This window comes from Brevibacterium sp. SMBL_HHYL_HB1, from assembly GCF_018208375.1.
GTDB lineage: Bacteria > Actinomycetota > Actinomycetes > Actinomycetales > Brevibacteriaceae > Brevibacterium > Brevibacterium intestinavium.
The window spans coordinates 3,563,650-3,589,443 of the sequence record NZ_CP062936.1 but is presented as its reverse complement, the minus strand read 5'-3'; the positions used below and the strand labels follow the sequence as shown (position 1 = coordinate 3,589,443).

20 protein-coding genes and 1 tRNA gene are annotated in these 25,794 nt (G+C 67.3%); 11 read left to right on the top strand and 10 right to left on the bottom strand.

All coding sequences use genetic code 11. The features are described 5' to 3' along the window. The first annotated feature begins 306 nt into the window (after positions 1–306). Both IG171_RS16440 and IG171_RS16435 read left to right on the top strand, forming a co-directional pair. Positions 307–2,433 (top strand): HNH endonuclease signature motif containing protein, encoded by a 2,127-nt coding sequence (locus tag IG171_RS16440; RefSeq protein WP_212128422.1) that lies wholly within the window; start codon positions 307–309, stop codon positions 2,431–2,433. A gap of 122 nt (positions 2,434–2,555) precedes the next feature. Continuing rightward, the gene (locus tag IG171_RS16435) at positions 2,556–3,164 is read left to right on the top strand and encodes a hypothetical protein (RefSeq protein ID WP_212128421.1); all 609 of its coding nucleotides are present in this window, start codon (positions 2,556–2,558) and stop codon (positions 3,162–3,164) included. A 22-nt stretch (positions 3,165–3,186) separates the two neighbouring features. Here IG171_RS16435 and IG171_RS16430 read toward each other — a convergent pair whose 3' ends face one another. After that, positions 3,187–6,468 (bottom strand): S41 family peptidase, encoded by a 3,282-nt coding sequence (locus IG171_RS16430; protein ID WP_249203759.1) that lies wholly within the window; start codon positions 6,466–6,468, stop codon positions 3,187–3,189. 87 nt (positions 6,469–6,555) lie between these two features. On the opposite strand from IG171_RS16430, the gene argS reads away from it, so the two are divergent. After that, complete coding sequence (argS, locus tag IG171_RS16425; RefSeq protein WP_212128419.1) at positions 6,556–8,292, top strand: arginine--tRNA ligase; 1,737 nt, start codon at positions 6,556–6,558, stop codon at positions 8,290–8,292. Further along, the gene (locus IG171_RS16420; protein ID WP_349252125.1) at positions 8,289–9,578 is read left to right on the top strand and encodes an MFS transporter; all 1,290 of its coding nucleotides are present in this window, start codon (positions 8,289–8,291) and stop codon (positions 9,576–9,578) included. The genes argS and IG171_RS16420 overlap by 4 nt, the downstream gene beginning before the upstream one ends. 91 nt (positions 9,579–9,669) lie before the next feature. Here IG171_RS16420 and IG171_RS16415 read toward each other — a convergent pair whose 3' ends face one another. After that, a complete protein-coding gene (locus tag IG171_RS16415) occupies positions 9,670–10,419 on the bottom strand; it encodes a hypothetical protein (protein WP_249203758.1) in 750 nt (249 codons plus the stop codon). Between the two features lie 172 nt (positions 10,420–10,591). Here IG171_RS16415 and IG171_RS16410 point away from each other — a divergent pair, with 172 nt between their 5' ends. Together IG171_RS16410 and IG171_RS16405 are read left to right on the top strand one after the other, a co-directional pair. Further along, on the top strand, positions 10,592–11,134 hold the full coding sequence (locus IG171_RS16410; protein ID WP_212128417.1) for a peptidylprolyl isomerase: 543 nt from the start codon (positions 10,592–10,594) through the stop codon (positions 11,132–11,134). 47 nt (positions 11,135–11,181) lie between these two features. Further along, a complete protein-coding gene (locus IG171_RS16405; RefSeq protein ID WP_212128416.1) occupies positions 11,182–11,931 on the top strand; it encodes a rhomboid family intramembrane serine protease in 750 nt (249 codons plus the stop codon). Positions 11,932–12,134: 203 nt separating this feature from the next. On the opposite strand, the gene IG171_RS16400 is transcribed toward IG171_RS16405, so the two are convergent. Next, complete coding sequence (locus IG171_RS16400; protein WP_212128415.1) at positions 12,135–12,812, bottom strand: cell division protein CrgA; 678 nt, start codon at positions 12,810–12,812, stop codon at positions 12,135–12,137. 226 nt (positions 12,813–13,038) lie between these two features. On the opposite strand from IG171_RS16400, the gene IG171_RS16395 reads away from it, so the two are divergent. The 4 genes from IG171_RS16395 (at position 13,039) to IG171_RS16380 (ending at position 15,589) form a co-directional block, all read left to right on the top strand. Then, positions 13,039–14,148, top strand: a complete 1,110-nt coding sequence (locus IG171_RS16395; RefSeq protein WP_249203757.1) for a class E sortase — start codon at positions 13,039–13,041, stop codon at positions 14,146–14,148. Between the two features lies 1 nt (position 14,149). Next, complete coding sequence (locus tag IG171_RS16390; protein ID WP_166968632.1) at positions 14,150–14,317, top strand: hypothetical protein; 168 nt, start codon at positions 14,150–14,152, stop codon at positions 14,315–14,317. Continuing rightward, on the top strand, positions 14,314–14,958 hold the full coding sequence (locus tag IG171_RS16385; protein WP_212128414.1) for an aminodeoxychorismate/anthranilate synthase component II: 645 nt from the start codon (positions 14,314–14,316) through the stop codon (positions 14,956–14,958). The genes IG171_RS16390 and IG171_RS16385 overlap by 4 nt, the downstream gene beginning before the upstream one ends. A gap of 118 nt (positions 14,959–15,076) precedes the next feature. Next, positions 15,077–15,589, top strand: coding sequence for a GyrI-like domain-containing protein (locus tag IG171_RS16380; RefSeq protein WP_212128413.1), 513 nt, complete (start codon positions 15,077–15,079; stop codon positions 15,587–15,589). Between the two features lie 33 nt (positions 15,590–15,622). Here IG171_RS16380 and pknB read toward each other — a convergent pair whose 3' ends face one another. From pknB to IG171_RS16345, 7 genes are all read right to left on the bottom strand, one after another. Next, on the bottom strand, positions 15,623–17,527 hold the full coding sequence (pknB, locus tag IG171_RS16375) for a Stk1 family PASTA domain-containing Ser/Thr kinase (protein WP_212128412.1): 1,905 nt from the start codon (positions 17,525–17,527) through the stop codon (positions 15,623–15,625). Between the two features lie 94 nt (positions 17,528–17,621). Continuing rightward, entirely contained in the window at positions 17,622–19,454 is a 1,833-nt protein-coding gene (locus IG171_RS16370; protein ID WP_212128411.1) for a protein kinase, read from the bottom strand. After that, complete coding sequence (locus IG171_RS16365; protein ID WP_212128410.1) at positions 19,451–20,920, bottom strand: penicillin-binding protein 2; 1,470 nt, start codon at positions 20,918–20,920, stop codon at positions 19,451–19,453. Before IG171_RS16365 ends, IG171_RS16370 begins: the two co-directional genes overlap by 4 nt. Then, positions 20,917–22,431, bottom strand: a complete 1,515-nt coding sequence (locus tag IG171_RS16360) for an FtsW/RodA/SpoVE family cell cycle protein (RefSeq protein WP_212128409.1) — start codon at positions 22,429–22,431, stop codon at positions 20,917–20,919. Before IG171_RS16360 ends, IG171_RS16365 begins: the two co-directional genes overlap by 4 nt. After that, complete coding sequence (locus IG171_RS16355; RefSeq protein WP_249203756.1) at positions 22,431–23,759, bottom strand: protein phosphatase 2C domain-containing protein; 1,329 nt, start codon at positions 23,757–23,759, stop codon at positions 22,431–22,433. Before IG171_RS16355 ends, IG171_RS16360 begins: the two co-directional genes overlap by 1 nt. A 53-nt stretch (positions 23,760–23,812) precedes the next feature. Continuing rightward, positions 23,813–24,313, bottom strand: coding sequence for an FHA domain-containing protein (locus tag IG171_RS16350; protein ID WP_212128407.1), 501 nt, complete (start codon positions 24,311–24,313; stop codon positions 23,813–23,815). Next, positions 24,310–25,176 (bottom strand): DUF3662 and FHA domain-containing protein, encoded by an 867-nt coding sequence (locus IG171_RS16345; protein ID WP_212128406.1) that lies wholly within the window; start codon positions 25,174–25,176, stop codon positions 24,310–24,312. The genes IG171_RS16350 and IG171_RS16345 overlap by 4 nt, the downstream gene beginning before the upstream one ends. A gap of 355 nt (positions 25,177–25,531) precedes the next feature. On the opposite strand from IG171_RS16345, the gene IG171_RS16340 reads away from it, so the two are divergent. Next, positions 25,532–25,615, top strand: a tRNA-Leu gene (locus IG171_RS16340). Positions 25,616–25,794 lie beyond the last annotated feature (179 nt).

The window sequence follows — 25,794 nt, the reverse complement described above, 5'->3', positions numbered from 1 at the left end:
ACTGCTCCCTTCGCTCGCTTCTCCTTCAGTGTATGACTCTGTCTGCAGGTCTGTGACCCCGTCCGTCCTGCGGTGTCTGTGCCTGGCTTGTCTGTGTCTGTGCCTGGTCAAGGGGCCGGTCGAGCCAGGGCGGAAGAACGGATCGGGAGGGTGTTTTCGGTACGCCAGTCGCTCGGAAATCGGTCAGCGGAGTACTGTCAAAGTCAAAATTGTTCGATTCAGTCCCGAAAATCTATTGACGATGAATGCAGATGTGAAATACAATAAGAGAAAGCACTCACAGTGACGTGAAGGGCAGTGGGACCGGTGAAGGATCAGCAGAGTCCGAACGACGACGATGAATTCGACCCTGCCTCGGATGCGTCCGATTCCTCCTCCTCTTCCTCCGAGCCGGCGTTCGACACCGGTCAGTTCGGCTATGTGCAGCGCCCGTCGAGCATCGGTCCCGACTCGCCGAGGCGACTCTCGATCGATCCCGGTTCCCCCATGGCTTCGGTGGCGAAGGTGCTCAGTCTGAGCACGACCGTCCAGCTGGCCGAACTCAAGAGCATCGCGAAGGCCTTCCTCGCCGAGGTGGTGGAGCAGCTCAACGGCGGCTCGACCTCCGGTCGCGATGCCCACCAGCACGCCACATTCGCCGCTACCGTCGACCGCTTCCTCGCCGCTGACGAAGCCGCTGTGGCGGCAAAGGCCGGAACGGCTCAGCGCGGAGCCCCGGTCCGCAGCGAGGAGTCCGCCGCGCCCGGTGAGGCGTGCGCGCCCGGTGAGGCAGGCGAGCCCGGCACCGAGGCCGCACTGCAGGCGGTCTTCGCAGCGCTGCCGGATTTTCCTCGCTTCCGCCTCGGGCGCACCTTCGACACGTGGGTGCACGAACTGGCCCGGACCGAGGACGTGGCCGAACTGGCGACAGTTCTGGGTTCGACATCGACCCGTACGTTCAGCCGAATCATCATCGCCGTCACGCTCGTGCACGGTCTGCCGCAGTTCTTCGCGCGCTGCGAGGCCCAGGAATTCACCATCGAACACGTGCACGCCGCAGCCAGGGTGGCCAAGGACCTCCCCTTCGAGGAGCTGCCCGAACTCGACAAGTACCTGGGACGGCGCCGAGCCGATGTCACGATCGACACCTTCAAGAAGTCCTTGGCTATGAAGGCCGCATCCCTGCAGGACGAGGACGATCGGTCCGCTCTGGCGTCGAAGCGCCGCCGGGTGTCGATCACCACCTATGACGACGGGACTGCCTCGGTGACTTTCACCGGCCCGGCCGCAGAGCTCAAAGCCTTCCATCAGCGCCTCGAGGCCTTCGCCCGGGCGATCAGTCACGGGAACTTCGCTTCTCTGACCGCCACAGACCCCGGTGATGTCGACGTCAGCGAGTTGGGCGGCGGCATCAACTCGCTGATGTTCGACATCGCGACACGGGTGACGCCGCAGCTGACCGTCGAGGTCACCGCGCAGGGGAGCGGGACCCCTTCGGCCAAGGAGATCCCCGTGAAGCTGCCCGACCAGGGAGTCCCGACCGCGGCCCGAATCGTCAACATCGTCAATGATGCGGCGACCGCCGCGCAGGCAGAAGCCGGCGAGGAGATCTCGACGGTCATCAGACTCGTCATGCCCACCCACGGGCAGTGGATCCGCGAACAGGCGAAGATGCTGGTCACGGTCCCCTTCCTGACCCTGGCCGGTCAGTCGCATCTGCCCGGAATCTTCTCCGACGGTGCACCGATCCCGGCCACCGTCGCCCGCTCGATCGCCGGAGAGTGCTCGACCTGGGCGCGGATCATGACGGACCCCGTCACCGGCACTCCGCTGGACGCGCGGGCCCGGAGCTACCGCATCCCCGCAGATGTGCGACTGCCGTTGACGGCCAAGTGGCAGGCATGCACGATGCCCGGCTGCACGCGCAGTGCGGAAAAAGCCGAAGTCGACCACATCATCCCCTTCGACCATGATCGCCCGGCAGCCGGCGGGCAGACCACATTCGAGAACACGCACAATCTGTGCCGACCACACCACCAGGCGAAAACGGACCGGAAGTTCAGTGTCCGGAAGACCTCGGGCGGGTCGGTGGAGTATGCCTTCTCCCATGATGTGACCACCGAGGTGTTGCCGCCGGACAATCCGATCAACGCACGGCACGCCGAACTCTTCGAGGACCTCGGTCCTCCGCCGGATGCTGTCCGGAAGCCCGAGAACCACCCGCCCGAACCACCCAGCCGGCCCGACAACACGCCCACCGGCCGCAATCGTCCGCGCCCGAACCGCCCGGGAGGGCGAACGAAACCGGGGGAGCAGTCCGGGCGTCGGGGTCGTCGATCAGCGCAGGCGGGCGGGCCCAACCGATCGGGTCTGCCGGGGCAATCGATCGACCCCTGGTCGGGCAGGCACGTCGGCACGATCGACTGGGACTCCGGCAAACCACCACCGTTCTGATCCGGCGGTCCGGGTCGGGCGCCGAGCTGGGTTTCGTCAGCACGACGGTGCAACAATGAAGTCGTCGACCAGCGCCACATCGAACCCTGCCCGGAACGGACGATGATCAGGAACGGACAACGATGACCACAGAAGAACCGGAACCATCCGCGCCGCGACCGACACGACAGCAGCCGGCCGAAGGGGCTGAGATCGGGGCGCTCATCGGCGCCGGCTTCGGGCTGCTGTTCCTCATCATCAACAGCACGCAGTTCTCCTCACTGGGCCGCACGGTCGTCCTCGTCCTCGGCATCGTCACGTTCGCAGGAATCGCGGTCTTCGCCGTGCGGGGCCTCATGCAGCAGCGCAGAGTCGCCGCTGCCGAGGAACCTCAGCCGGTCAGAACAGCCGAGCGCGACCGAAGGCAGCCCCCGTTCGGTCGCGCCTACTGGATCATCGTCGCCATCGAGGCGATCGCCCTCTTCGCGGGTGCACGCCTGCTCTCGGCCCTCGGCCACTCCGAGCTCGGGGTGGCCTGGGTGGCCGTGGTCGTCGGCACGCACTTCTACGCCCTCGGCAGGGTATTCGGGCTCGACCGCTTCCACGTGCTCGCCACCGTCGTCACACTCTGCGGGATCGGCGGTTTCATCGCCTTCTTCGCCGCGGCACCGGCGTTCATCCCGGTGATCAGCGGAGTGATCTCGGGCTTCGTGCTGCTCGCCTTCGCGATGTGGGCACTCGTGCCGAGGTGAACCTCAGCCCTGTGCAGGTGTTTCATCCCTCCGTCGGCGGTTCCTGACTCTTCAGCGATTGCACTCGCGGAGGCGGGAACTGCGGCGGCTGGGCGGCGGGACTGGCCTCCAGACGGGCGAACACCTCGGCGATGGCGCGATCGAGCTGCGGATCGTCCTCGGCGAAGAGCTGCCCGGGAGCGTGCTCGACCTCGATATCGGGCTCGACACCGAAGTTCTCCACGCCCCAGTCCTTGCCCTCGAGCCAGAATGCATAGCGGGGCTGGGTGACCTCGGTGCCGTCGATGAGTTCGTAGCGGCCGTCGATGCCGACGACACCGCCCCAGGTGCGCACGCCGATGACCGGGCCGATCCCCTTGGCCTGGACGCGGGCGTTGATGATGTCGCCGTCGGAGCCGGAGAACTCATTGGCCACGAAGGCCACTGGCCCGCGCGGTGCGTCCTCCGGATCGGGGATCATCCGGTCGTAGCTGCGGGCGGAGTTCCAGCCGACGACCCGATCGGCGAAGCGCTCGGCCACGAGCGCACTCGTGTGCCCACCCCGATTGAACCGGACATCGGCGATGACGCCTTCGCAGCCCATCGCCTGACGCAGGTCGCGGTGCAGCTGTGCCCAGCCCGAGGAGGCCATATCGGGAATGTGGACGTAGCCGATGCGTCCCTCCGACTTCTCGGCCACGTACTCCCGCCGTGATCGCACCCAGTCCTGGTAGCGCAGCGTCTCCTCGCTGGCCAGGGGGATGACGGCGACCGTGCGGTCCTTGCGGCGGCCGCGGCGCAGGGTGAGCTCGACGATCGTGTCCGCCGCCCCCTGCAGCTGGGCGGCCGGTCCGACCGCCGCATCGACGGGCTGGCCATTCACGGCGACGATGACATCGCCGGCCTGCGCACCGACCCCGGCCTGCCGCAGCGGCGACCTGGCATCCGGGTCGCTGCTCTCACCGGGCAAGATGCGGGTGATCGTCCACCCCTGCGCGGTCTTGGCCAGATCCGCGCCGAGGAAGCCGAGCTTCTTCGACTGATCACCCGGGCCGGTGGACGGAATGACATAGGCATGCGAGGTGTTGAGCTCGCCCACCGTCTCCCACAGGATGTCGACGAGGTCATCGTGGGTCAGCGCCTTCGCGGCCACGGACCGCCAGCGCAGGGTCACGGACTCCCAGTTCACCCCGTTCATGTCCTCACGCCAGTAGTGGTCGCGCATGATCCGGGCGTTCTCCTCGAACATCTGCAGCCATTCCGCCCGCCGGTCGAGTTCGAAGCGCAGACGGGTCACATCGACGGAGACGCTGTCGTCGTCATCGGCCTCGACCTTCCGGTTGGCCGGGACCACGGTGATCTCACCCTCGTTGCGCACGACGATGTGCTTGCCGTTGCCGGAGACCTCGTAGTCATCGGCGGATTCGACGACTGTGGTGAGCTTGCGCTTGGCGAAGTCGAAGAACTGGATCACCTCGGCGGGTTTGTCCCCGGTATCGCCGGCATGCTTGGAACCGAGCTCTCCGCCCTCGGCATCTCCCGCGCGCATCCAGAGCAGCCCGGCCTCGACGGCCTCGAGATCGCGGAAGACACCCGAGGAGACCGGGAAGGGCACGATCCGCTCCTCGGCCCCGTCGAACTCGATCTCGGCGGTGGTCGCGGGCTTCTCACCCCGCGTCCGCTCGGACTTCGGATCCTCGGCGGCCTCGCTGATCGCCCAGCCGGTGGCGCTCGGGCCGAAGGGAGCGGGCTCGTCGGCGGTCAGCGGCAGCAGCCAGGGCCGGGTGACGCCGTTGAAGGACAGATCGAACGCATGCTGGTTGTAGGCCGGGTCGAAGGTGCGGTCGGAGAGGAAGGCGATGTACTTCCCGTCGCGGGTGAACGTCGGGCAGAAGTCGTTGTACTTGCCGGTCGTGACCGGCTGGGCCTGCCTGTCGGACTTCACATCGACGACCATCAGCTGAGCCAGCAGCTCCTCACCCTGCGTCGGCTGCGACCACACGAGGTACCGCCCATCGGGGGAGAACCGCGGGTGACGCGCCTCGCCGAAGCCCGAATGGCCGACCAGCCGGGTGCGGCCGTTGCCGACCTCGACGAGCCTGATCGACCCGTCGTGGGAGATCGTGGCCAGCATCTTCCCCGCCGGGTCCGCCCGCAGGTCGAGGACCCGGCCGAGTGCCCCGGCCCCGATCCGCCGAGGCGGCCTGTCCCCGGCCAGGGACGCGACCTCGATCGCGTCCTCGCCCTCGACATCGGTGATGAAGGCGGCCTGCCCGGTGGCTCCGAGGACGACCGGTTCACGGGTGCGGATCGACGAGTCGGCGCACAGGGCCCGGGCCGGGCCCTCGCGGTGGGCCAGCCAGAAGGTCTTCCCGCGCCACTCGACCACCGAGGCGTTGCCGTCGCGATCAGGGCTGATGCGGTTGATCCCGGTCGTCGGATCGAGACTCAGCGGCTGCACCTGCGTGCCCGGCAGAGTCACCTCGAGGGTGCGCACCTGCGCGTCGAGGCTGTCGAGGACCTTGATCTCACCGTGGGAATGCCACACGATGCGGGTGCCGTCGGTGGTGGCGTCGCGGACATAGCCCTCGGCCTCGCCCTGATCGGTCAGTCGTCGGGGTTCGAAGCCCTCGGAGGTCGCCAGACCGTCGATGATCCACAGGTTCGCCTGCTGCTCGGCATGATGCGGGAAGCTCGCGGCCCGGTCCGAGGTGAAGACGAGCGAATCGCCGACCCACAGCGGATCGGTCAGCGGCGCCGTCTCCTCGCGCAGCACCCGCTGCCACTGCGCCCCGGTTCCATCGTCGGCACCGGCGCGGTCGAGCCACAGCCTCGGCGCGGTGCCTCCGCGGTAGCGCTTCCAGTGCGCCGGCGGGCGGGAGAACGGCGTCGTCAGCGCGGTCACCCCCGAATGGTGCCTGGCCAGGCCCGAGGCGCGTCCGAACCGGAGCCGCTCGACGTCTCCGTCGAGGCCCACAGCCTTGACGACCTGGTTGCGGATCTCGAACTCACCGGCGTTCGAGGCCACGAGGACATGGGACGAGTCCTGCCAGCCGAGCATCGTCATGGTCGTCGAACCCAACCAGGTCAGCCGGCGCAGGGCACCGGTGGCCACCTCGGCGACCATCAGCTCGGGCTGCCCCGTGCGGAAGGACACGAACGCCACCTGCGTCCCGTCCGGCGAGAACCGCGGGGAGCGGACCGGCACATGGTCCGAGGTCAGTCGCCAGGCACGGCCTCCCGAGGAAGGGACCAGCCAGACATCGTCGTCTGCGGTGAAGGTGATGAGATCAGCATGGACGTGGGGATAGCGCAGATAAGTCACGTGAGACACATTACAAGCAATCATGCGGCGGCACAGGAGCCCGGAACCGATGCCCAGGCAACTTGCACGCGGCAATAGAATGGGCCCATGCCATCTTTGACTTCACTGCTCAGCGCTCGTTTCGCCGCCGCCCTCACTCATGCCTTCGGTGAGGACTTCGCCCGGCGCGACCCGGTGATCAGGAGCAGCCAGTTCGCGGACTTCCAGGCCAATGTGGCCCTGCCGCTGGCCAAGGAGCTGAAGTCGAAGCCGCGCGATATCGCCGCGAAGATCGTCGACAACCTCGACCTGACCGATATGTGCGAGCCGCCGGAGATCTCCGGACCCGGGTTCATCAACCTGAAGTTCACGCCCGGATTCCTCGCCCGCACCCTCGAAGCCGGAGACGCGACGGCACCTCCCGAGGACGCCGGGTCACAGACGGTGGCCATCGACTACTCGGCGCCGAACGTGGCCAAGGAGATGCACGTCGGCCACCTGCGCACCACCGTCGTCGGCGACGCCCTGGCCCGCACCCACGAATTCCTCGGCAACACGGTCATCCGCCAGAACCACATCGGTGACTGGGGCACCCCCTTCGGCATGCTCATCGAACATCTCCTCGATGTCGGCGTCGACTCCGCCGCCGCGGCCGAGGTTTCCGAGAACCCGAACGCCTTCTACCAGGCGGCCCGGGCGAAGTTCGACTCGGACGAGGCCTTCGCCACCCGCGCCCGCGCCCGCGTCGTCAGCCTCCAGGGCGGCGACGAGCAGACCCTTGAGCTGTGGACGACGCTCGTCGGATACTCCCGCGCCTACTTCAACCGCATCTACTCCCTCCTCGACGTCACCCTGCGTGATGCCGACCTGGCAGGTGAGAGCACGTACAACGACGTCCTCGCCGAGGTCTGCGACGAACTCGAGGCCAAGGGACTGGCCCGCATCTCGGACGGCGCCCTGTGCGTGTTCCCCGAAGGCTTCACCGGACGCGAGGGCGAACCCCTGCCGCTGATCATCCGCAAATCCGACGGCGGCTACGGCTATGCCACGACCGACCTCGCCGCCATCCGCAACCGGGCGTTGGGGCTCGGCGTCGACCGAGCCCTCTACGTCGTCGGCACTCCGCAGGCCATGCACTTCGAGATGGTCTTCACCGTCGCCCGCGAAGCCGGCTGGCTGCCCGAGGGCGTCAGCGCCGAACATGTGAAGATCGGCAATGTGCTCGGCTCCGACGGCAAGATCCTGCGCACCCGCTCCGGGGCCCCGCTGCGTTTGGCCGAACTCCTCGAGGAGGCCGTGGCCCGGGCGAAGACGACGCTGGCGGAATCGAGCGCGGACTTCAGCGCCGAGGAGGCCGAGGAGGTCGCGCGCATCGTCGGCATCGGTGCGGTCAAGTACGCCGATCTCTCCGTCGCCCACGACACCTCCTACACCTTCGACCTCGACCGGATGCTCGCCCCCTTCGGCAACACGGCCCCCTACCTGCAGTACGCCGGCGCCCGCATCCGCTCCATCGGCCGCAAGGCCGAGGCCGAGGGCGTCAGCGCCGCAGAGCTGGCAACCGCGACGATCAGCCTCGATCAGCCGGCCGAACGCGAGCTCGCGCTGTCGATCCTCGGGTTCGCCGATGTCCTCGCCGAGGTGGCCGCCGGCTCCCAGCCGCACCGTCTGTGCACCTACCTGTTCGATCTCGCGCAGGCCTTCACCTCGTTCTATGAGCAGTGCCCGGTGCTCATCGCCGACACGCAGCTGCGGAACTCCCGCCTGCGCCTGTCGGCGATCGTGCTCGAGGTCCTCGAGACCGGCCTCGGGGTGCTCGGCATCCGCGTCCCCGAACGGATGTGAGCATCTCCTCCCACACCCGGAGGATGCTGCCCTGGATCGTTCTGGGCATCGTCGTCCTCGCACTCAATCTGCGCGCCCCGATCATCGCGCCGACCGCGATCCTGCCGCGGATCCAGGAGGGAACGGGCTTCAGCTCCGCCGGACTCGGCCTGCTCACCGGACTGCCGGTGTTCCTCTTCGCGCTCGCCACCCCCGTGGCCGGTCGCTTCATCACCCGCCTCGGCGCCGAGGCCACGGTGCTGGCCTGCCTGTCGGGGGTGCTGGCCGGAACCGTGCTGCGATCGGCCGGCCCGCCCTGGCTGGTGCTCGTGGGCACGGGCATCATCGGTCTGGCGATCACGCTGGGCAATATCGTCGTGCCCGTGATCATCCGCCGTGAGGTCCCCTGGGAACAGGTGTCGATGGTCACCGGGCTGTACTCGGCGATGATGAACATCGGGTCGATGGCCACCCTGATCGGCACCGGACCCCTGGCCGCGGCCCTCGGCTGGCGCTGGGCGCTGGCGACCTGGGGTGTGCTCGCCCTCATCGGCCTCGGCTTCTGGATCGTGCTCATCCGCTTCCGTGTGCGCCGGGAGGGTGCGGCAGTCCGAGGCGCCGAGGAGGCATCCGAGGCATCATCTGGCCCCGAGGCATCGTCTGAGCCCGAGGCCGAGCAGCCCTGGAGCCAGGCGCCGGCGGCCTTCCGGGGCATCATCGCCCTGCTCGTCGTTACGTTCTCGGGGCAGTCGATCGCCTACTATGTGACGACCACGTGGCTGCCGAGCTACCTCGCCGACACGATCGGGCTGGCCTCGGCCTCGGCAGGGGCCACGGCCTCCCTGTTCCAGATCTCGGCGCTCCTCGGCGCCTTCGGTGTGCCGCTGCTGGCCGCGCAATCGAAGGCCTGGACGCCCGTGGCGATCGTCGCGCTCCTCTGGCTGTCCCTGCCGGTGGGGCTGCTTCTGGCCCCGGGAGCCTATGGGCTGTGGGCGATCACCGGCGGCATCGCCCAGGGCGGCGGCTTCACTGCGATCTTCTCGATCATCGCCCGCACCGCCGGCAGCGACGCCCAGACCGCTTCCGCCTCGGCGAGAGTGCAGGGCGGCGGCTATCTGGCCGCCACCCTGGCCCCGCCGTTCGCCGGCTGGCTCAACACCGCCACCTCCGGGTGGACGGCACCGCTGCTGCTCGTGTTCGCGGCCACGGCCTCCTTTGCGATCACGGGACTGCTGGCCGCCCGCCGAGCCGGTCGCTTCCGCCGCGGGGGAGCCGGCGCCCGCGAGATCCTCGACGCAGACGATTAGGTTCCAAGCACGCGATCGGATTCCGGGCACAGAAGCGCCGAGGCGGCCCACCCTTTCGGTGGGTCGCCTCGGCGCAGGATGATGGGTTCGCTCAGTGCTTGGCGTCGTCGGCCTGTTCGGCCTGAGCCTCGGCGGGCTTGACGGCTGTCTTCGGAGCCGGGGTCTCGTCCTCGGACTTGGACTCGGGCACCGCGGTCTGCGAGACCTGGGGTGTGGTGGACTGACGCGAGGCCGGGGTGGAACCGACGGGCCGGGCATCGGCCGGACGGTTGTTCGGCAGCGGGGTCGACCAGGGATCCTCGACCGGCTGCGCCTTCTTCCACACGTAGTAGCCGACTCCGGCGGCCGATCCGATGACCAGCGTCCACACGAGCGCGGTCTTGCCTCGACCGGACTTGCGAGCGGTATCCTTCTCGATCTTCTTCCCGGCGCTGGCGAGTGCCTTGCGGGCCTTCTTCATGGCCTTCTTGTCGCCGGTGAGACGGACGGCGAGATCGTCGATGAGCTTCGGGGTCTCGACCGTGGACAGGGAGGTCGCGGCGTTCGATGCGAACTTGCCGGCGCGCTCGGTCGCCTCGGGGCGGTAGGCCTCGAGCTTGTCGGCCCACTCATGGACCTGATCGTTGGCACGATCGGCCAGAGCCTCGACCTGGGGACGAGCCTTCTCAGCGAACTCTTCGGCCTTGCCGGCCAGCGCCTCGACCTGTGGGCGTGCCCTGTCCGCAGCCTCGCGCAGCTTGGGCGCCGCGGTCTCGCTGGCATCGGCCAGGACTCGGAGCGACGTCTGCTTCGCGGAATCGAGCTTCGAAGTGAGCTGATCTCGAGTTGGGTTCTTCGACATGAACATTCCCAATCCTTAGATTTCGGTGGTCAAGTGATCGTGTCCAGTCTACGGCCTCGGGGCAAGCGCAGGGGAGGCGGTCGTCATCGAATTGTCTGCGGATAGCCTGACAGACTCGGGTCCGGGCCGGTGCGAAACTGCATTCGCCGTCTCGGCGTGGAAGAATGAGCCTATGACTACAGTCTCTACGCACACAGCAGTCCTGCACACCAACCACGGTGACATCACCATCAACCTCTTCGGCAACCACGCCCCGAAGACCGTGGCCAACTTCGTCGAGCTGGCCCAGGGCGAGCGCGAATTCACGGACCCGTCGACCGGCGAGCCGACCAAGCGTCCCTTCTACGACGGGCTCGGCTTCCACCGCATCATCTCGAACTTCATGATCCAGGGCGGCTGCCCGCTGGGCACCGGCACCGGCGGCCCCGGATACACCTTCGACGATGAGATCCACCCGGAGCTCCAGTTCGACCGCAAGTACCTGCTGGCCATGGCCAACGCCGGCAAGCAGATGGGACGCGGAACCAACGGTTCGCAGTTCTTCATCACCACCGCCGAGACCCCGTGGCTCAACGGCAAGCACACCATCTTCGGCGAGGTCGCCGATGAAGCGAGCCAGAAGGTCGTCGACGCCATCGAGGGCGTGCCCACCGGCGCGATGGACAAGCCGGCCGAGCCCGTCGTCATCGAAAAGGTCGACATCTCCCAGCAGTGAGCACCGCCCTGAGGTGAGCATCGGCGCCGAATGAGTACCATGGTGTGATGGACACACCGGACAAGGGCTCGGCACGGGAAACCGGCCGGGCCCTTTCTGTGTCCCCGCCGCTGGTCACCCGCACGATCCTCATCGTCACCGCCGTGGCCTTCCTCGTCGAGCTGGTGCCTGGGCTCAACCTGCTCCACCGGCTCAGCTTCGTTCCCGCTCTGGCGATCGAACAGCCGTGGCGGGTGCTGACCGTGGCGCTCGTCCATGCGCAGCCCTCACCGTTCCATCTGCTGGCGAACATGATCGGGCTGTTCTTCTTCGGCACTTTCGTCGAGCGGGCACTGGGCCACTGGCGGTTCCTCACCGTCTACCTCATCGGCACGGTGGGCGGTTCGGCCATGGTGCTGCTTCTCGCCGAGCCCTTCAGCCGCGACTGGGTGACGAACCACATCGGGGCCTCGGGGGCGGTGTTCGCGATCATCGGGGTCCTGTTGGTGCCCACACGGCGCCTCGACCGCAACCTCACCGGGGTCGTGGCCTTCGTGGCGCTCAACTTCGGCTACGGATTCCTCGTCGAGGGAGTCTCCTGGCAGTCCCACCTCGGCGGGCTGATCACGGGCTTCGTGCTCGGCTGTGCGGCACTGCTCGTCCCGCGGCGGCACGACGGCGCTGGCAGTGCCGGCATCCGCGGAACCGGTCCCGTCAGGACCGTCGCGTCGACGGCGATCTTCGCGGCAGCCTCCGCGGGGCTGATCGTCCTCATGCTGGCAGCCGGGGCATGGCGCCTGGTCGGCGCGGGGTACTGAGAGTCCTGACCGAACCGGCCATTTGTACCAGACACAGGGCGATTTGTGTGCATCCGGCGGTGGAAAAACAGTTGTCCACAGGCCTTATCCACATGGTGGATAACTTACACGGGTGTATTTACCCTGGTCAGAGCCTTAAAATAATTTATCCACAGGAGACGCACCCGGCTTGGGTATAACTTGCGCCTTGTGGATAGCTGCAGCTACCGCCAGCGTGTGGACATGATCAGCCCCGCCACGAAGAAGGCGAAGCCGATGAGGATGTTCCAGTTGCCCCAGGCCTCGACGGGGAATGCGCCCTGGGAGACGTAGAAGGTGACCAGCCAGATCAGACCGACGAGGAGGAGCCCGATGAGCACGGGCAGGAACCAGCTCGGATTCGGCTTGATCGTCTGCTGCCCCGAGGTCGAGGTGTAGCTCGCGGTCTTGCGCCCCTTCGACCGCTTGGCCGGATTGCCCGAACGGGAGGTGCGCTTGGCGGTCCCCGCCTTCGAGCCTGCGCCCTTGGAGGACTTGGAACCTGAGCTCTTCGACCCGGAGGACTTGGAGTCCGAGCCCTTCGACGACTTCGCGGTCTTCGACGACTTCGCGGAGGCCTTCGTCTCAGAAGCCTTGGAGTCCTTCGACTCGGTCTTCTCGTCCTCGCCGGACTCGGCTGCGTCGGTTTCCTCGGCGGACTCGGCCCTCTGTGCTGCGGACTCGTCTGCCGTGGTCTCCTCCGCCGCCTGGGTGTCTGCGGCTTCGGTGTCTGCCGACTCGGTGTCGACTGTTTCGGTCTCGACTGCCTCGACCTCGTCGCCGGACTCGAACTGCTTGCTCTTGGCAGCCGATGTGCGAGAAGTGCGCTGGGGGCGCTGGGTCCGTCCTTTGGACTTGGCCACGAGTACTCCTTTAACGGTCGACCTCGGAAGGGGCCGCCGAGTCAATGGTTGGGGACAATCGCGACCAGTCTACTGCCGACGGGGGTCGCAGGGAAAAACTCCGACTACCCTGAAAGCCGCCGGAGAGCGCCCCGAACGGTGATTCCCATAGGATAAAGTGCATAGGGGTGTCCCCGCCTGTCGCTGAGACGGGCTCTGACAATGCAGTGACAGTCACGGAGCAGCAGTGGTGAATAGTTCCTCCTCGGCCGACGAGCCGAGCGCGAATCCGCCTTCGCGACCCACCATTCGGCCTGCGCAGAGGCAGAGCCCCGCCTCTCACTCCACCGGCCACCCCGGTGCCGACCACCTCTCAGGTGCCCACGATCAGCAGTCGCTGCCCAGTCGACGCGAACTGCGCCGACGTGAGGCCGAGGCGGCCGCAGCCCAGGGCAGGCCGACCGCCGTCTACTCCGATGCCCCGCCCATGTACGCCGAGCAGGCGACCCAGGCGATGCCCGCAGCCTCCCAGGCGATGCCTGCGGCAGGTGGGGGCCACCTCGGTGATGGCCGACCTGACGAATCCGGTCGCCGTCGGCGACGCCGGCCCGCGCAGCGGGAGCGGCTGGGACCGATCCGGGCAACCGTGCGGACCTTCGGCGAACTGTGCATCACCGCCGGCCTCGTGCTCATCCTCTTCGTCGTCTGGCAGCTGTGGTGGACGGACATCCAGGCCAACCGTGACAACGAGGTCCTCGCCGACGAGCTGACCCAGGACTGGGCGAACCAGGACCCGAACGAGCTTCCCGATGACCCGGACGAACCCGTGGTCGCCGATCCGGTGGACAAGAACAGCGCCTTCGGCATCTTCTACATCCCGCGCTTCGGCGACGACTACTACCGCACCGTGGCCGAGGGCGTCGACCTCGAACCCGTGCTCAACCGGATGGGCGTGGGCCGCTACCCGAACTCGGCGATGCCCGGCGATGTCGGCAACTTCTCCGTGGCCGGTCACCGCGTGACCTACGGCAAACCGTTCAATCAGATCGCGGAGCTGCGCCCCGGCGATGAGATCATCGTCCAGACGAAGGACGGCTTCTACACCTACACCTTCCGCAACTTCGACATCATCCTGCCCGATGCCGTCGAAGTGCTCTCGCCGGTCCCCGATGAGCCCGAGTACAAGGGCAAGGACCGGATCCTGACGATGACGGCGTGCAACCCGATGTTCTCGGCCCGGGAGCGCTACGTCGCCTACGCCGAACTCACCGACTGGACCCCCGCCCAGGACGGACCGCCGGAGAGCATCGAGGATTCGAAGGCATACGACAAGGTCACTGAGAACGGTGGTGCATAGGATGTACGCATTCATCTGGCGTCTGCTTCCCGGCAATTGGTTCGTCAAGCTCATCTTCGCCCTCATCCTCATCGCGGCGGTCGTGCTGCTGCTCATGCAGTACGTGTTCCCCGTCATCGCGCCCTATATGCCCTTCAACAACGCAACCGTGACCGATGGTGGCCAATGACCAAGATCCTCGTCATCGACAACTACGACAGCTTCGTCTACACGCTCGTGTCCTATCTGCGCCAGCTCGGGGCCCAGGTCGACGTCGTCCGCAACGACGACATCCCGGCAGTCGATGTGCCCGAGACCGTGAGCGCCTACGACGGAGTCCTCCTGTCCCCGGGGCCCGGTGTCCCCGCCGAGTCCGGCGTCTGCCCGTCCCTGCTGGCCTGGGCCGAGACCGCCGATCTGCCCGTCTTCGGCGTCTGCCTGGGCCATCAGGCCCTCGGCGAGGTCTTCGGCGCGCAGGTGACGCATTCGCCCGTGCTCATGCACGGCAAGACATCGGTCATCACCCACGACGAGCAGGGCCTCTTCTTCGGCTGCCCGAACCCGCTGACGGTGACCCGCTACCATTCGCTGGCGATCGTCGACGAGACGCTCGACCTCGAGAAGTTCGAGGTCACCGCGCGCACCGAGGACGGCATCGTCATGGCCATCGAGCACCGCGAGAAGCCGCTCTTCGGCGTCCAGTTCCACCCCGAGTCCGTGCTCACCGAATGCGGCTATCTCATGCTCGGCAACTGGCTCGAGGTGTGCGGGCTGGAAGGCGCGGCCGCCTCCGCCGCGCAGATGTCCCCTTTGGCTTCCGCGATCTCCTGAGAGCCCAGAGCGATCTCCTGACGCTCGAAGGGTGTTGCCCGAGGCCGCCGGTCGCTAAAATCGGGGGCACACAGTTCGCGCATCCGATGGAGCCGCGCTGACTGGGGAAGGACCCGCGATGTCAGAACCGAGCTATCTGCGAGAAGACCCGTTCTCCGAATTCACCGTCCTCGAGGTGCCGGCCTGTCCGGCCGCGGTCGTCGAGGCCCGGGACGTGTCCTGGGAGGACCTGCCGAGGCTGTTCGACCACACCTTCTCCGGTCTCTTCCCGGTCCTGACCGAGGCCGGGGCCGAACCCGCCGGGCCGGCGTTCGCCCTCTACACGAGGCAGCCGAGCGAGACCGTCGACCTGCAGGTGGGGATCGCGATCTCGAAGGGCCTGACCCGGGCGGAGCCGATCGCGCACGGCCTGCTGGTCATCCCCTCCGAGCTGCCCGCCGGATCGATGGCCGTCCGCAGTCACATCGGCGGCTATGACGGTCTGGAACAGGCCTGGGCGCAGCTGCTCGAGGCGGCCATCGAGGCCGGCCATCATCCGGGTCTGCCGTTCATCGAACTCTATGTCACCGAGCCCGGCGCCGAGGCGGATCCGGCGAGTCTGCGCACGGATCTCTTCCTCACCCTCGACTGACGTCCTGTCGACTCCCGAGAACGCGCTGCGGGCTCAGTCCCTGCCCGCGGAATCTGCCCAGCCGTCGAACAGGCCGCCCGAGCCGCCCATCGAGTCGGTGTCCTTGTCCTTGTCATCTTCGTCGCCGTCGTCATTGCCGTCGTCGTCGCTGCCGCCGTCATCGGAAGGAGACGTCGGGATCCCGCCGGGCACCGACGGCATGGTCGGTGAGGGCTCCGAGGGCTTCTTCGCCACCTTCACGGTGATCTCCGTTCCCTGCTTGACCTCTGTGCCGCCGGTGGCCGACTGCTCGAAGACCTTCTTCTCGTCTTCGTCGTCGGTCTCGACCTTTTCGGTCTTGCACTTCAGCTGATAGTCATCGCCTTCGAGGATCTTGCAGGCCTCGTCGGCGGACTTGCCCGTGACATCGGGAACCTCGACCATGCCGGAGGAGACGACGAGATCGACGTTCGAGTCGACATCGACCTCCTGACCGTCACCGGGCTTGGTCTCGATGACCACGCCCTTCTCCACATCCGGAGAGTTCTGCGAGATATGGGTGCCGGCCTGCAGCTTCGCGTCGTTGATGATCTTCCGCGCCTCCTCCTCGGTCTTGCCGGAGACGTCGGGGACCTTCACGGATTCGGGGCCGGAGGAGACGATGAGTTTGACGATGCTGTCCTGCTCGACCTTCTGACCGCCGGGAGGATCTGTTTCGATCGCCTTGCCCTCGTCGACCTCGGCGCTGTACTTCTCGTCCGTGTCGACTCTCAGCCCCTGTTGGATGAGCGCGTCCTCGGCCTCGTCGGCGTCCATGCCGGCCACATCCGTGACCTCGACCTGGACGATCGGTTCGGGTTTGTTGATCTCGTACACCCACAGGGCCACGGCCGCCAGGGCCAGCAGGACGAAGATGCTGCCGATCCAGATCCAGGCCCGGGACCGCTTCTGCGGGGGCCTCTCCTCCTGTTTGGCCATGATCGTCGACATGGGACCGGTCTCCGGGGCCGCCTCGGCGTCGGAGGCATAGGGAGTCTGCCCGGTCATCGGCGGGGCCATCATCGGATAGGCCTGGGTGGCGTCCGCGTCGTCCTCGAAGCTCATGGGACGACCGTCGCGGGCGGCGAGCACGTCCTCACGGAAGGTGTAGGCGTCCTGGTAGCGGGTGTCGCGGTCCTTGAGCAGGGCGTGGAGGACGAGACGGTCGACGGCCGGCGGGATGGTCGAGTTGAACGCGCTCGGCGGCTGCGGGGTCTCTCCGACGTGCTGATAGGCCACGGCCAGCTGGGAATCGCCGACGAAGGGCGGCCGTCCGGCCAGCAGCTCATAGAGCAGGCAGGCGGTCGAATAGAGGTCGGAGCGGGCGTCGACGACCTCCCCGCGGGCCTGTTCGGGGGACAGGTACTGGGCGGTGCCGACCACGGACTGGGTCTGCGTCAGACCCGAGTTGTCCTTGAGCGCCCGCGCGATGCCGAAGTCCATGACCTTGATGTCGCCCTCGGGTGTGAGCATGACGTTCGCGGGTTTGATATCGCGGTGGACGATGCCGTTGCGGTGGGAGTACTCGAGCGGGGCGAGGACGCCGGCGATGACGTTGAGCGCCTCGTCGACGGTGAGCGTGCCGTGCTCGTTGAGCACCTCGCGCAGGGTCTGGCCCTCGACGTACTCCATGACGATGAACGGCACGGACACACTCGAGCCGCCGGATTCGACGAACTCCTCCTCACCGGAGTCGTAGACGGCCACGATGCCGGGATGGTTGAGACCGGCCGCGGACTGGGCCTCCCGCTTGAGGCGGGTGTGGAACGAGGGATCGCGGGCGAGATCGGACCGCAGAAGTTTGATCGCCACCCGGCGGCCGAGCCGATTGTCGACGCCCTCGTGCACTTCTGCCATGCCCCCACGGCCGAGGAGCGCACGAATCTCGTAACGCCCCGACAGCACCTTGGGTTCAGTCATTGATGTCCTCCGCTTATCTCACCCGCTGGGTTCATTCTCACCCATCGCCGGGTCGAGTCTCAGTATTTCAAACTCTCGGCTGATCGTTCAGGGTCTATTCATCGCCGCTGTTCCCGTCCGTGCCTCCACCTCCGGCGTCGGCGTTGCTGGCACTGTTCGACGATTCGGAACCGCCTCCGGACCCGGTGTCGCCGCCGTTCGAACCGCTGTTCGAGCCGGAATCGCTGCCGGAATCCTGGCCCACGGAGCTGTCGGCGTCCGAACCGGTCGAGTCCGAGGAACTCTCTGAATCGGCTTCGTTCGCCGACTCCGAGGAGCCTCCCGACTCCGAGGAGCCTCCCGACTCCGAGTCCGAACCGGAATTCGACTGGCTGCCCTCGGAACCGGAGTCCGAGCCCTGCGAAGACGAACTCGACGAACCGGACGATCCCGAGTCGGAGTCCGAGTTCGATCCCGAGTCATTGCCCAGACCCGGATCGGATCCGGAGTCCGAACCGGTCTCCTCCGGGGCCTCGACGGGACCGCCCGAGATGTAGAGGGTCACGGTGTCGCCCTCTTCGAAGGTGTAGCCGTTGTCGCCCTCGCCGACATCGGCGACGGTGCCGGCGGCACGATCCGAGTCGATGGTCGTGGTATCGACTTCGAGTCCCTTGTTCTCGAGGTTCTGCGTCGCCGAGGCCTCGGTGAGTCCGATGTAGTCGTTCGGATCGATCTCGATCGTGCTCGGGGCCTGCGAGGTCGGCGCCGAGGTGGATGGATCCGGTTCGGGTTCGGCATTGTTCCCGCCGAGGAAGTACCACAGCAGGGAGCCGACGGCGATGAGGGCGATGATCGCGAGGATCCAGATGAGCACCCGACCCTTGTTCGACGCCTTGTTCTCGACGTCCTGGTTCTGCGGGTCGAGCTCCCCGTCGCCTGCCGCACCGGCACCTGCGGCCCCGGCGGCCTCGGCCCCGTTCGGGTAGACCTGAGTGGCGTCATTGGACGCGGTGACGGGCATCGCCTTCGTCGTGGGCACGGGCTCGGGATTGTTGAAGACCTGGGTCAGGGCCTCGGAGGCGGCATTGCCGTGCCGCATCTGCGGCAGCAGCTCCTCGGCCCCGGCGACATCACCGGCCGAGAGCGCCTCGGCGGCCTTGGCCACCTTCATGGCGTCGGCGGGCCTGCGGTCGGGCTTCTTCTCCAGCAGGCAGTCGACGAAGCGGCGCAGCGGTTCGGAGACCGTGTCCGGCAGCGGCGGATGCTGCTGATTGACCTGGGCGATGGCGATCGCGACCTGCGAATCGCCGGTGAACGGACGCTGCCCGGCCAGGGCCTCATAGGCGATGATGCCCAGGGCGTAGAGGTCCGAACCTGGGCCCGAGCCCTTGCCGGTGGCCTGTTCGGGAGCCAGATACTGGGCGGTGCCCATGACCTGGCCGGTCTTCGTCAGCGGGGCCTGATCCGTGACCCGGGCGATGCCGAAGTCCGTGATCTTGACCCGGAAGTCCGGGGTCATGAGGATGTTTCCGGGCTTGATGTCGCGGTGGATGACACCGACCTTGTGCGCGGCCCCCAGCGCCTGAGCGGCCTGGGAGACGATGCTCAGCGTATCGGTCTCGGACAGGGGGGCGCTGCGTTCGATGATGGCCGACAGCGCCTCACCGGGAACGTACTCCATGACCAGATAGGGCGAGCCCTGTTCGTCACCGTAGTCGTAGACCCCGGCGATTCCGGGATCGGAGACCCGCCCCATGTTCTGCGCCTCGGCGCGGAAGCGGGCGAGGAACGTCGACTCGGACAGGTATTCGTCCTTGAGGATCTTCGCCGCGACCTCACGGCCGAGCACGGAGTCCACACCTTTCCAGACCTCGCCCATGCCGCCGACGGCGATTCGGGAGGTGAGTTTGTATCGGTTGCCCAACAGGGTGCCTTCAACGGGTCTCATTTCTCGACCACCGCTTCCATCATGTTCTTGGCGATCGGCCCGGCGACCGTCGCACCATAAGCTTCATTGCCCGCGTTTCCGCCGTTCTCGACCACAACCGCGACGGCCACCTCGGGGTCGTCGGCCGGGGCGAAGGAGATGAACCAGGCGTGAGGCGCCGCGCCCTCGGCATGCTGAGCTGTGCCGGTCTTCGCCGCGACCTTCATTCCGTTGATCTTCGCCACCGAGCCGGTGCCGTTGTCGACGACTCCGGTCATCATCTGGGTCAGCTGTTCGGCCGTGTCACCGGAGACGGGACGGGAGAGCTCCTCGGGGCGGGTCTCGGAGATCGGTTCGAGGGTGTTCGCGTTGAGCACCCGGTCGACGAGCTGGGGCTTCATCATCTTTCCGCCGTTGGCGATGCCCGCGGTCATCATCGCCATCTGCAGCGGAGTGGACTTGACGTCGTACTGTCCGATCGAGGAGTAGGCGAGCTGCGGCGGGTCGAGGTCGGTCGGGAACGTCGAGGGCGTCACGTTCAGCGGGATCTCGAGGTCCTTGCCGAAGCCGAACTTCTCCGCCTGCTCGTGGATCGTGTCCTCGCCGAGGTCCATGCCCAACGAGGCGAAGGAGGTGTTGCAGGACTCGGCGAGCGAATCGGCCAGGGTCGGCTGGCCGCCGTTGCGACAGGCCCCGGGATGGGAGTTCTTGATCTGCAGGTTCGTCTGCGGCATGTCCAGCGCCGCCGGGCCGTTGAGGGTGGAGTCCGGTGTGTAGTCCCCGGACTCGAGGGCGGCCGCGGCCACGAGGACCTTGAAGGTCGATCCCGGCGGGTAGAGGTTGCCGCCGATGGCGCGGTTGTAGGCGGGTTTGCCGTCGGCGGATTCGAGATTCTCGAAGGCCGAGCGAGCCTCGCCCGCGTCATGGCTGGCCAAGGCGTTCGGGTCCCAGCCGGGAGTCGAGGCCATGGCCAGGACCTTCCCGGTCTTCGGGTTGAGCGCTACGGCAGCACCGTTCTGATTGCCCAGCCCGTCCCAGGCCGCCTTCTGCACCTCGGGATCGACCGTCAGCTCCACGGCTGCACCGCGGGGCTGCTCACCGGTGAAGAAGCTGCCGACCTTGTCGTAGAACAGGGCGTCGGAGTCACCGGAGAGGTAGTCCCCGGCGGCGCGTTCCATGCCCGAGGCCCCGGACACGACCGAGTAGTAGCCGGTGAGCGAGGCGTAGGCGCGCGGGTCGAGACCCTCGGATCCGTACTTGCGCTGGTACTTGTACTTGTCGTCGACGGGTTCGGAATAGGCGATCGGGGTGCCGTCGACGAGGATCGGTCCGCGGTCGCGGGCGAGCTGATCGAGGACCTGCCGGTTGTTGAGCGGATTGTGGTTGAGGGAATCCGCGGTGACGTACTGGACCCAGCTCGTCGATCCGAACAGGAGCGCGAACATGACGAATCCGACGACGGCGATATGCGTCAATGGCTTCTTCATCGTTCACCTCCGGCAGGTCCCAGGTAGTCAGTCGGTGCTTCCTCATCGGCGCGGCCGAGAGTCGTGGTCGGCGCCTCCTCGTCGCTCGTGTCCGCAGTACGGGAGGTCTCCGCCCGCCCGGGCGCTCCCGAGGGCTCCGGGTCCTCGGTGATCTTGAGGACTCCGGTGTGGAAGTCCTCGACGGGTCGCCGGGCGTTGTCCGAGATCCGCAGCAGCAGGGCGATGATCATCCAGTTCGCGATCAGAGAGGATCCGCCCTGGGCGAGGAACGGCGTGGTCAGACCCGTCAGCGGGATGAGGCGGGTGACGCCGCCGACGACGACGAAGACCTGCAGGGCGATCGTGAAGGACAGTCCCGTGGCCAGCAGGGTGCCGAAGCCGTCGCGCAGCTGCTGGGCGGTGCGGATGCCGCGCTGGAAGATGAACAGGTAGCACAGCAGGATGACGAAGAGCCCGGCCATGCCGATCTCCTCGCCGAAGCTCGCGTAGATGAAGTCGGACTCCGCATAGGGGACCATGTTCGGTCGGCCCTCGCCGAAGCCGGTGCCCACGAGTCCGCCGTTGGACATGCCGAACAGCCCTTGGACCAGCTGGTAGGACCCGCCGGGTGTCTTGTTGTACTCCTCGGGGCTGAGCGCGTTGAGCCACCCGGACACGCGCTGTCCGACGTGGGAGAACAGAAAGGTCGCCGCGACCGCCCCGGCGGCGAAGAAGCCGAGTCCGAGGATGATCCACGAGACCTTGGACGTGGCGACGTAGAGCATCGCGACGAAGAGGCCGAAGAAGAGCAGGGAGGTGCCCAGGTCCTTCTCGAACACGAGGATGCCGACGCTGGCGACCCACGCGATGACGATCGGGCCGAAGTCGCGCAGGCGGGGGAAGCGGATGCCGAGGATCTTCGGCCCGGCGGCCACGAGCTGGTCCTTGTAGCTGACGAGATAGCCGGCGAAGAAGATCGCCAGCAGGATCTTCGCGATCTCACCCGGCTGGAAGGACAGAGGTCCGACGCCGATCCAGATGCGGGCGCCGTTGATGGTCTTGCCGATGCCGGGAATGAGCGGCAGCAGGAGGAAGACCAGGGCGGCGAACCCGGACACATAGGTGTAGCGGCGCAGCCAGCGGTGGTCCTTGACGACGAAGATGACCGCGATGGCCAGGCCCACTCCCAGCGTCATCCAGATCAGCTGGGTGAGTCCGGAGCCGAGGTACTCATCGCGACCGAGGTCGACGCGGTAGATCATCGCCAGCCCGAGACCGTTGAGCAGGACCGCGATCGGCACGAGGACGGGATCGGCGTACTTCGCCTTGATCCAGATGACGACGTGGAGGATGAGGCCCAATGCCGCCAGCCAGCCGGCGTAGCCGTAGACATTGGCTGGGATCGTGTCCTCGACACCGAGGCCGACGAGCGCATAGGCGCTGGTGGCCACGGCAATGGCCAGGATCAGGAGACCGAGCTCGGCCAGGCGGTACGGTCTGGGGCGCGCGATCTGCGATTGAGCCTGGTTCATCACTGCGACTCCCGGGTGATGGCGTCACTGGGGTCGGCCGAGGACGAGTTCGGCGGGGAGGGAGCAGGGTCGGTCGGGCTCGTGGAGTCCTCGACATTGCCCGTCACCCCTGTGGAGCGCTCGGCCTCCTTGCGCAGGTTGTCGATGATGCGGTCGGCCTCATCGCGGGAGCCGGCGGGGATGGACCCGCGCAGACGGTCCTGCGAATAGCTGTTGAGGCTTCCGACCTCGATGTCCGTGGTGTCCTCGAGACGACTGAGCTCGATCGGGCCCAGCGTCGTGTCGAGTCCGCGGTAGAGCGAGACCTTGCCGTCGTCGTCGGCGACGTAGTACTGGTTGCTCACGTAGTTGTAGGCGAAGAATCCCCCCACGATCAGGGCGATGATGACCAGCCCGGTGATGATCCAGCCGAGGAAGGATCTTTTGCCGACCTCTTCGCCGAGGTCGTCGTCCTCCTCACCCTCGCCGGAGCCGGTCCGCAGGGGCTTGGTGTCCTCGTGTCCGGTCTTGCCGTCCTCGTCTCCGGGCACGGCCTGCAGGGGCACGGTGTCGGTGGGGGCCTCGGTCTCGGGGTTCGCCCCGATCGCGGCGTAGCGGGGGTTGAGATGGACGGAGCCGACGGAGACGCCGGCGGTGGTCTCGACCTCGCCTTCGAGCACGTCGCCGACGACGACTGTGACATTGTCGGCCCCGCCCCCGGCCAGGGCCAGGTCGATGAGCTGACGGCAGGCCTCGTCGGGGTCGGCCACCTCGGTGAGCACACGGGAGATGTCGTCGAAGTCGGCGAAGCCGGTCAGCCCGTCGGAGCAGAGCATCCAGCGGTCGCCGACCTGGGCCTCGCGCAGGGACAGATCGAGATCGGGGGAGGCACCGACATCGCCGAGGACCTTCATCACCACCGACCGCTGCGGGTGGGTCTCGGCCTCCTCGGCGGTGATCCGTCCCTCGTCGACGAGCATCTGCACGAAGGTGTGGTCGTGGGTGATGGGCTGCAGCTTGTCGTCGCGCAGCACATAGCCGCGCGAATCGCCGATGTGGGCGAGCGCGAACCGGTTGCCCGGCGCGCGCAGCACCGCGGTGACCGTGGTGCCCATGCCCGCGAGCTCGGGCTGTTCGCCGACTCCGCGGCAGATCCGATCATTGGCGTCGAGGATCGAGGTGCGCAGCAGCTCGAGGGCGTCGTCACCAGCGGGTTCGCGGTCGAGTTCGGCCAGCCGGGACACGGTGATCGCCGAGGCGACGTCTCCACCGGCATGGCCGCCCATCCCGTCGGCGACGAGGAGGAAGTTCGGACCCGCATAGCCGGAGTCCTGGTTGTTCTTACGCACCAGCCCCGTGTGAGACCGGGCTGCCGAACGGAGTGTGATGGTGCCGTCGGTCGTCACGAGCGGGTCTCCAAGGTGGTGTGTCCGATGGTGATCCGGGTGCCGATGCGCAGCTGGACGGGTCCGGTCATGGGCGAGCCGTCGACGATGGTGCCGTTCGTCGAACCGAGGTCCTCGAGCATCCATGCACCGCGCTGGGCGGAGATCCGGGCGTGGTGGCTGGAGGCGAAGTCGTCGTCGATGACGATCGTGTTGTCCGGTGCTCGGCCGAAGGTCACCGGCGCCCCCGACAGCATGAGGGAGGTTCCGGCCAGCGGGCCGTCGGTGACGGCGATGGTGCCCGGATGGGCGTGGGCGACCGGGGCTGCGGCGGGACGGGGCGCGGGAGCCGGCCGGGAGGCCGGTGCGGGTGCGGACCGAGAGCCGCCTCGGCGGGACTTGCGGCTGCGTCGGGGACCGAAGATGTCCCGGCGCAGCACTCCGGCGACTCCGAGGACGAAGAGCCAGAGGATGACGAAGAAGGCCAGCCGGAAGACGGTGACGGTGAATTCGCTCACTGGGCGTCCCGCTCGCTGTAGCGGATCTCGGCCTCACCGGCGAGGAGGACATCGCCGTCGGACAGGTTCGCCGAGGTGAGCTTGCGTCCGTGCAGGAGCGTGCCGTTCGTCGAGCCGAGGTCATTGGCCACGGCGTGATCGCCTTCGACGATGATCTCGAAGTGGCGCCGGGAGACCCCCGGATCGTCGATGACGAAGTCCGAGCTCGACGAGGAGCGGCCGAAGGTGTTCGTGCCCTGGCGCAGCGTCTGCGTGCGGCCGTCGATGCTCACACTGGCCTCGATGGTGCGCTGGCGCGCAGGCGGGCTGGATCCGGCCGGGCGGACGGTGGGGGTCGGATGTGAGGGCGGGCTCGAACGCGCGGTTTCGGGACTGCGCCGGGCAGGTGCGGGCCGGGCCCCGGAGTTCGGTGACTCGCCGACGATCGGATTGGCCCGGGAGGCGGGGTCGTAGCCGCCGCGGTTGGCCGGCTGCGCAGCCGGGGTGCCGTCGGGGCGCTCGGTCGAGGACACGACGCGGTACATGCCCGTGTCGAGGTCGTCGGCGAGGGCGAAGTCGACTGAGACGGGACCGACGAAGCTGTAGGCCTGCTCGATGGCGTGATCGCCGATGACCTGCCTCAGGTCGGAGCGCAGCTCGGACTCGAGGCCGGAGAGGCGCTCATGGTCGGTCGGGGAGAGCTCGATGGTGTAGTGGTTGGCCGTCAGCGTGCGCCCGCGGGAGACCACGGCGGCCTTGTTGTCGGCCTCGCGACGCAGCGCGCCGGCGAGTTCGACGGGTTCGACCTGCGACCGGAAAGCCTTGGCGAAGGCGCCGTTGACGACGTTCTCAAGCCCCTTCTCGAAGCGATCGAGTATCCCCATGGCACCTCCTCATCAGGTGTTGCCGTTCGCGGACGAACCGTTCGCCACGCATCTGTGCGGACCCTGACCAGGTGGTCCCGGCAGAGCACGATCTGGGCACATCAACACCCAATCCTAACGCGGTGAGGCTCTCAACTCACGTCACGCGAGTTCTCGGGGCCAAGCTGTGCTCGGATTCCCGGCCCGCGTCCAGGGAAGACTGCGGTGGTGTTGTCCAGGGAAAACGGTGGTGGCGGGGTCGCGGAGAGGCGGTGGCGAAAACCGGACGCGACTGTGATGGTTGCCACGTTTGGGCGGTTTCGCGGCCTTCGGTTTCATGTGCGGCCCACTCAGATGCTAGAGTCTAGTCTTGTTCGCGCGAGTGGCGGAATTGGTAGACGCGCTGGCTTCAGGTGCCAGTGGCCGCAAGGTCGTGGGGGTTCAAGTCCCCCCTCGCGCACAGCGAACGAAGAGCCCCTCACCGCGGCCTGCAGAAGGTCGGGTGAGGGGCTTCTTCGTGCTCGCCGGCCGGAACCTGGCACTGGCTGGCTCGGCCCCGCGCGGGCTCTCGCGGCCTTGCGGGCTCGTTCAAGCGGCAGCGCGGATTTCGCTCCGTCGACGGTTCGATGGATGCGCTGC

Coding starts and splice junctions, on each gene's coding strand:
- IG171_RS16385 (WP_212128414.1), top strand. CDS start 14,314: ATGACCAAGATCCTCGTCATCGACAACTACGACAGCTTCGTCTACACG.
- IG171_RS16380 (WP_212128413.1), top strand. CDS start 15,077: ATGTCAGAACCGAGCTATCTGCGAGAAGACCCGTTCTCCGAATTCACC.
- IG171_RS16360 (WP_212128409.1), bottom strand. CDS start 22,431: ATGAACCAGGCTCAATCGCAGATCGCGCGCCCCAGACCGTACCGCCTG.
- IG171_RS16405 (WP_212128416.1), top strand. CDS start 11,182: ATGGACACACCGGACAAGGGCTCGGCACGGGAAACCGGCCGGGCCCTT.
- IG171_RS16345 (WP_212128406.1), bottom strand. CDS start 25,176: ATGGGGATACTCGATCGCTTCGAGAAGGGGCTTGAGAACGTCGTCAAC.
- pknB (WP_212128412.1), bottom strand. CDS start 17,527: ATGACTGAACCCAAGGTGCTGTCGGGGCGTTACGAGATTCGTGCGCTC.
- IG171_RS16390 (WP_166968632.1), top strand. CDS start 14,150: ATGTACGCATTCATCTGGCGTCTGCTTCCCGGCAATTGGTTCGTCAAG.
- IG171_RS16435 (WP_212128421.1), top strand. CDS start 2,556: ATGACCACAGAAGAACCGGAACCATCCGCGCCGCGACCGACACGACAG.
- argS (WP_212128419.1), top strand. CDS start 6,556: ATGCCATCTTTGACTTCACTGCTCAGCGCTCGTTTCGCCGCCGCCCTC.
- IG171_RS16365 (WP_212128410.1), bottom strand. CDS start 20,920: ATGAAGAAGCCATTGACGCATATCGCCGTCGTCGGATTCGTCATGTTC.
- IG171_RS16415 (WP_249203758.1), bottom strand. CDS start 10,419: ATGTCGAAGAACCCAACTCGAGATCAGCTCACTTCGAAGCTCGATTCC.
- IG171_RS16370 (WP_212128411.1), bottom strand. CDS start 19,454: ATGAGACCCGTTGAAGGCACCCTGTTGGGCAACCGATACAAACTCACC.
- IG171_RS16410 (WP_212128417.1), top strand. CDS start 10,592: ATGACTACAGTCTCTACGCACACAGCAGTCCTGCACACCAACCACGGT.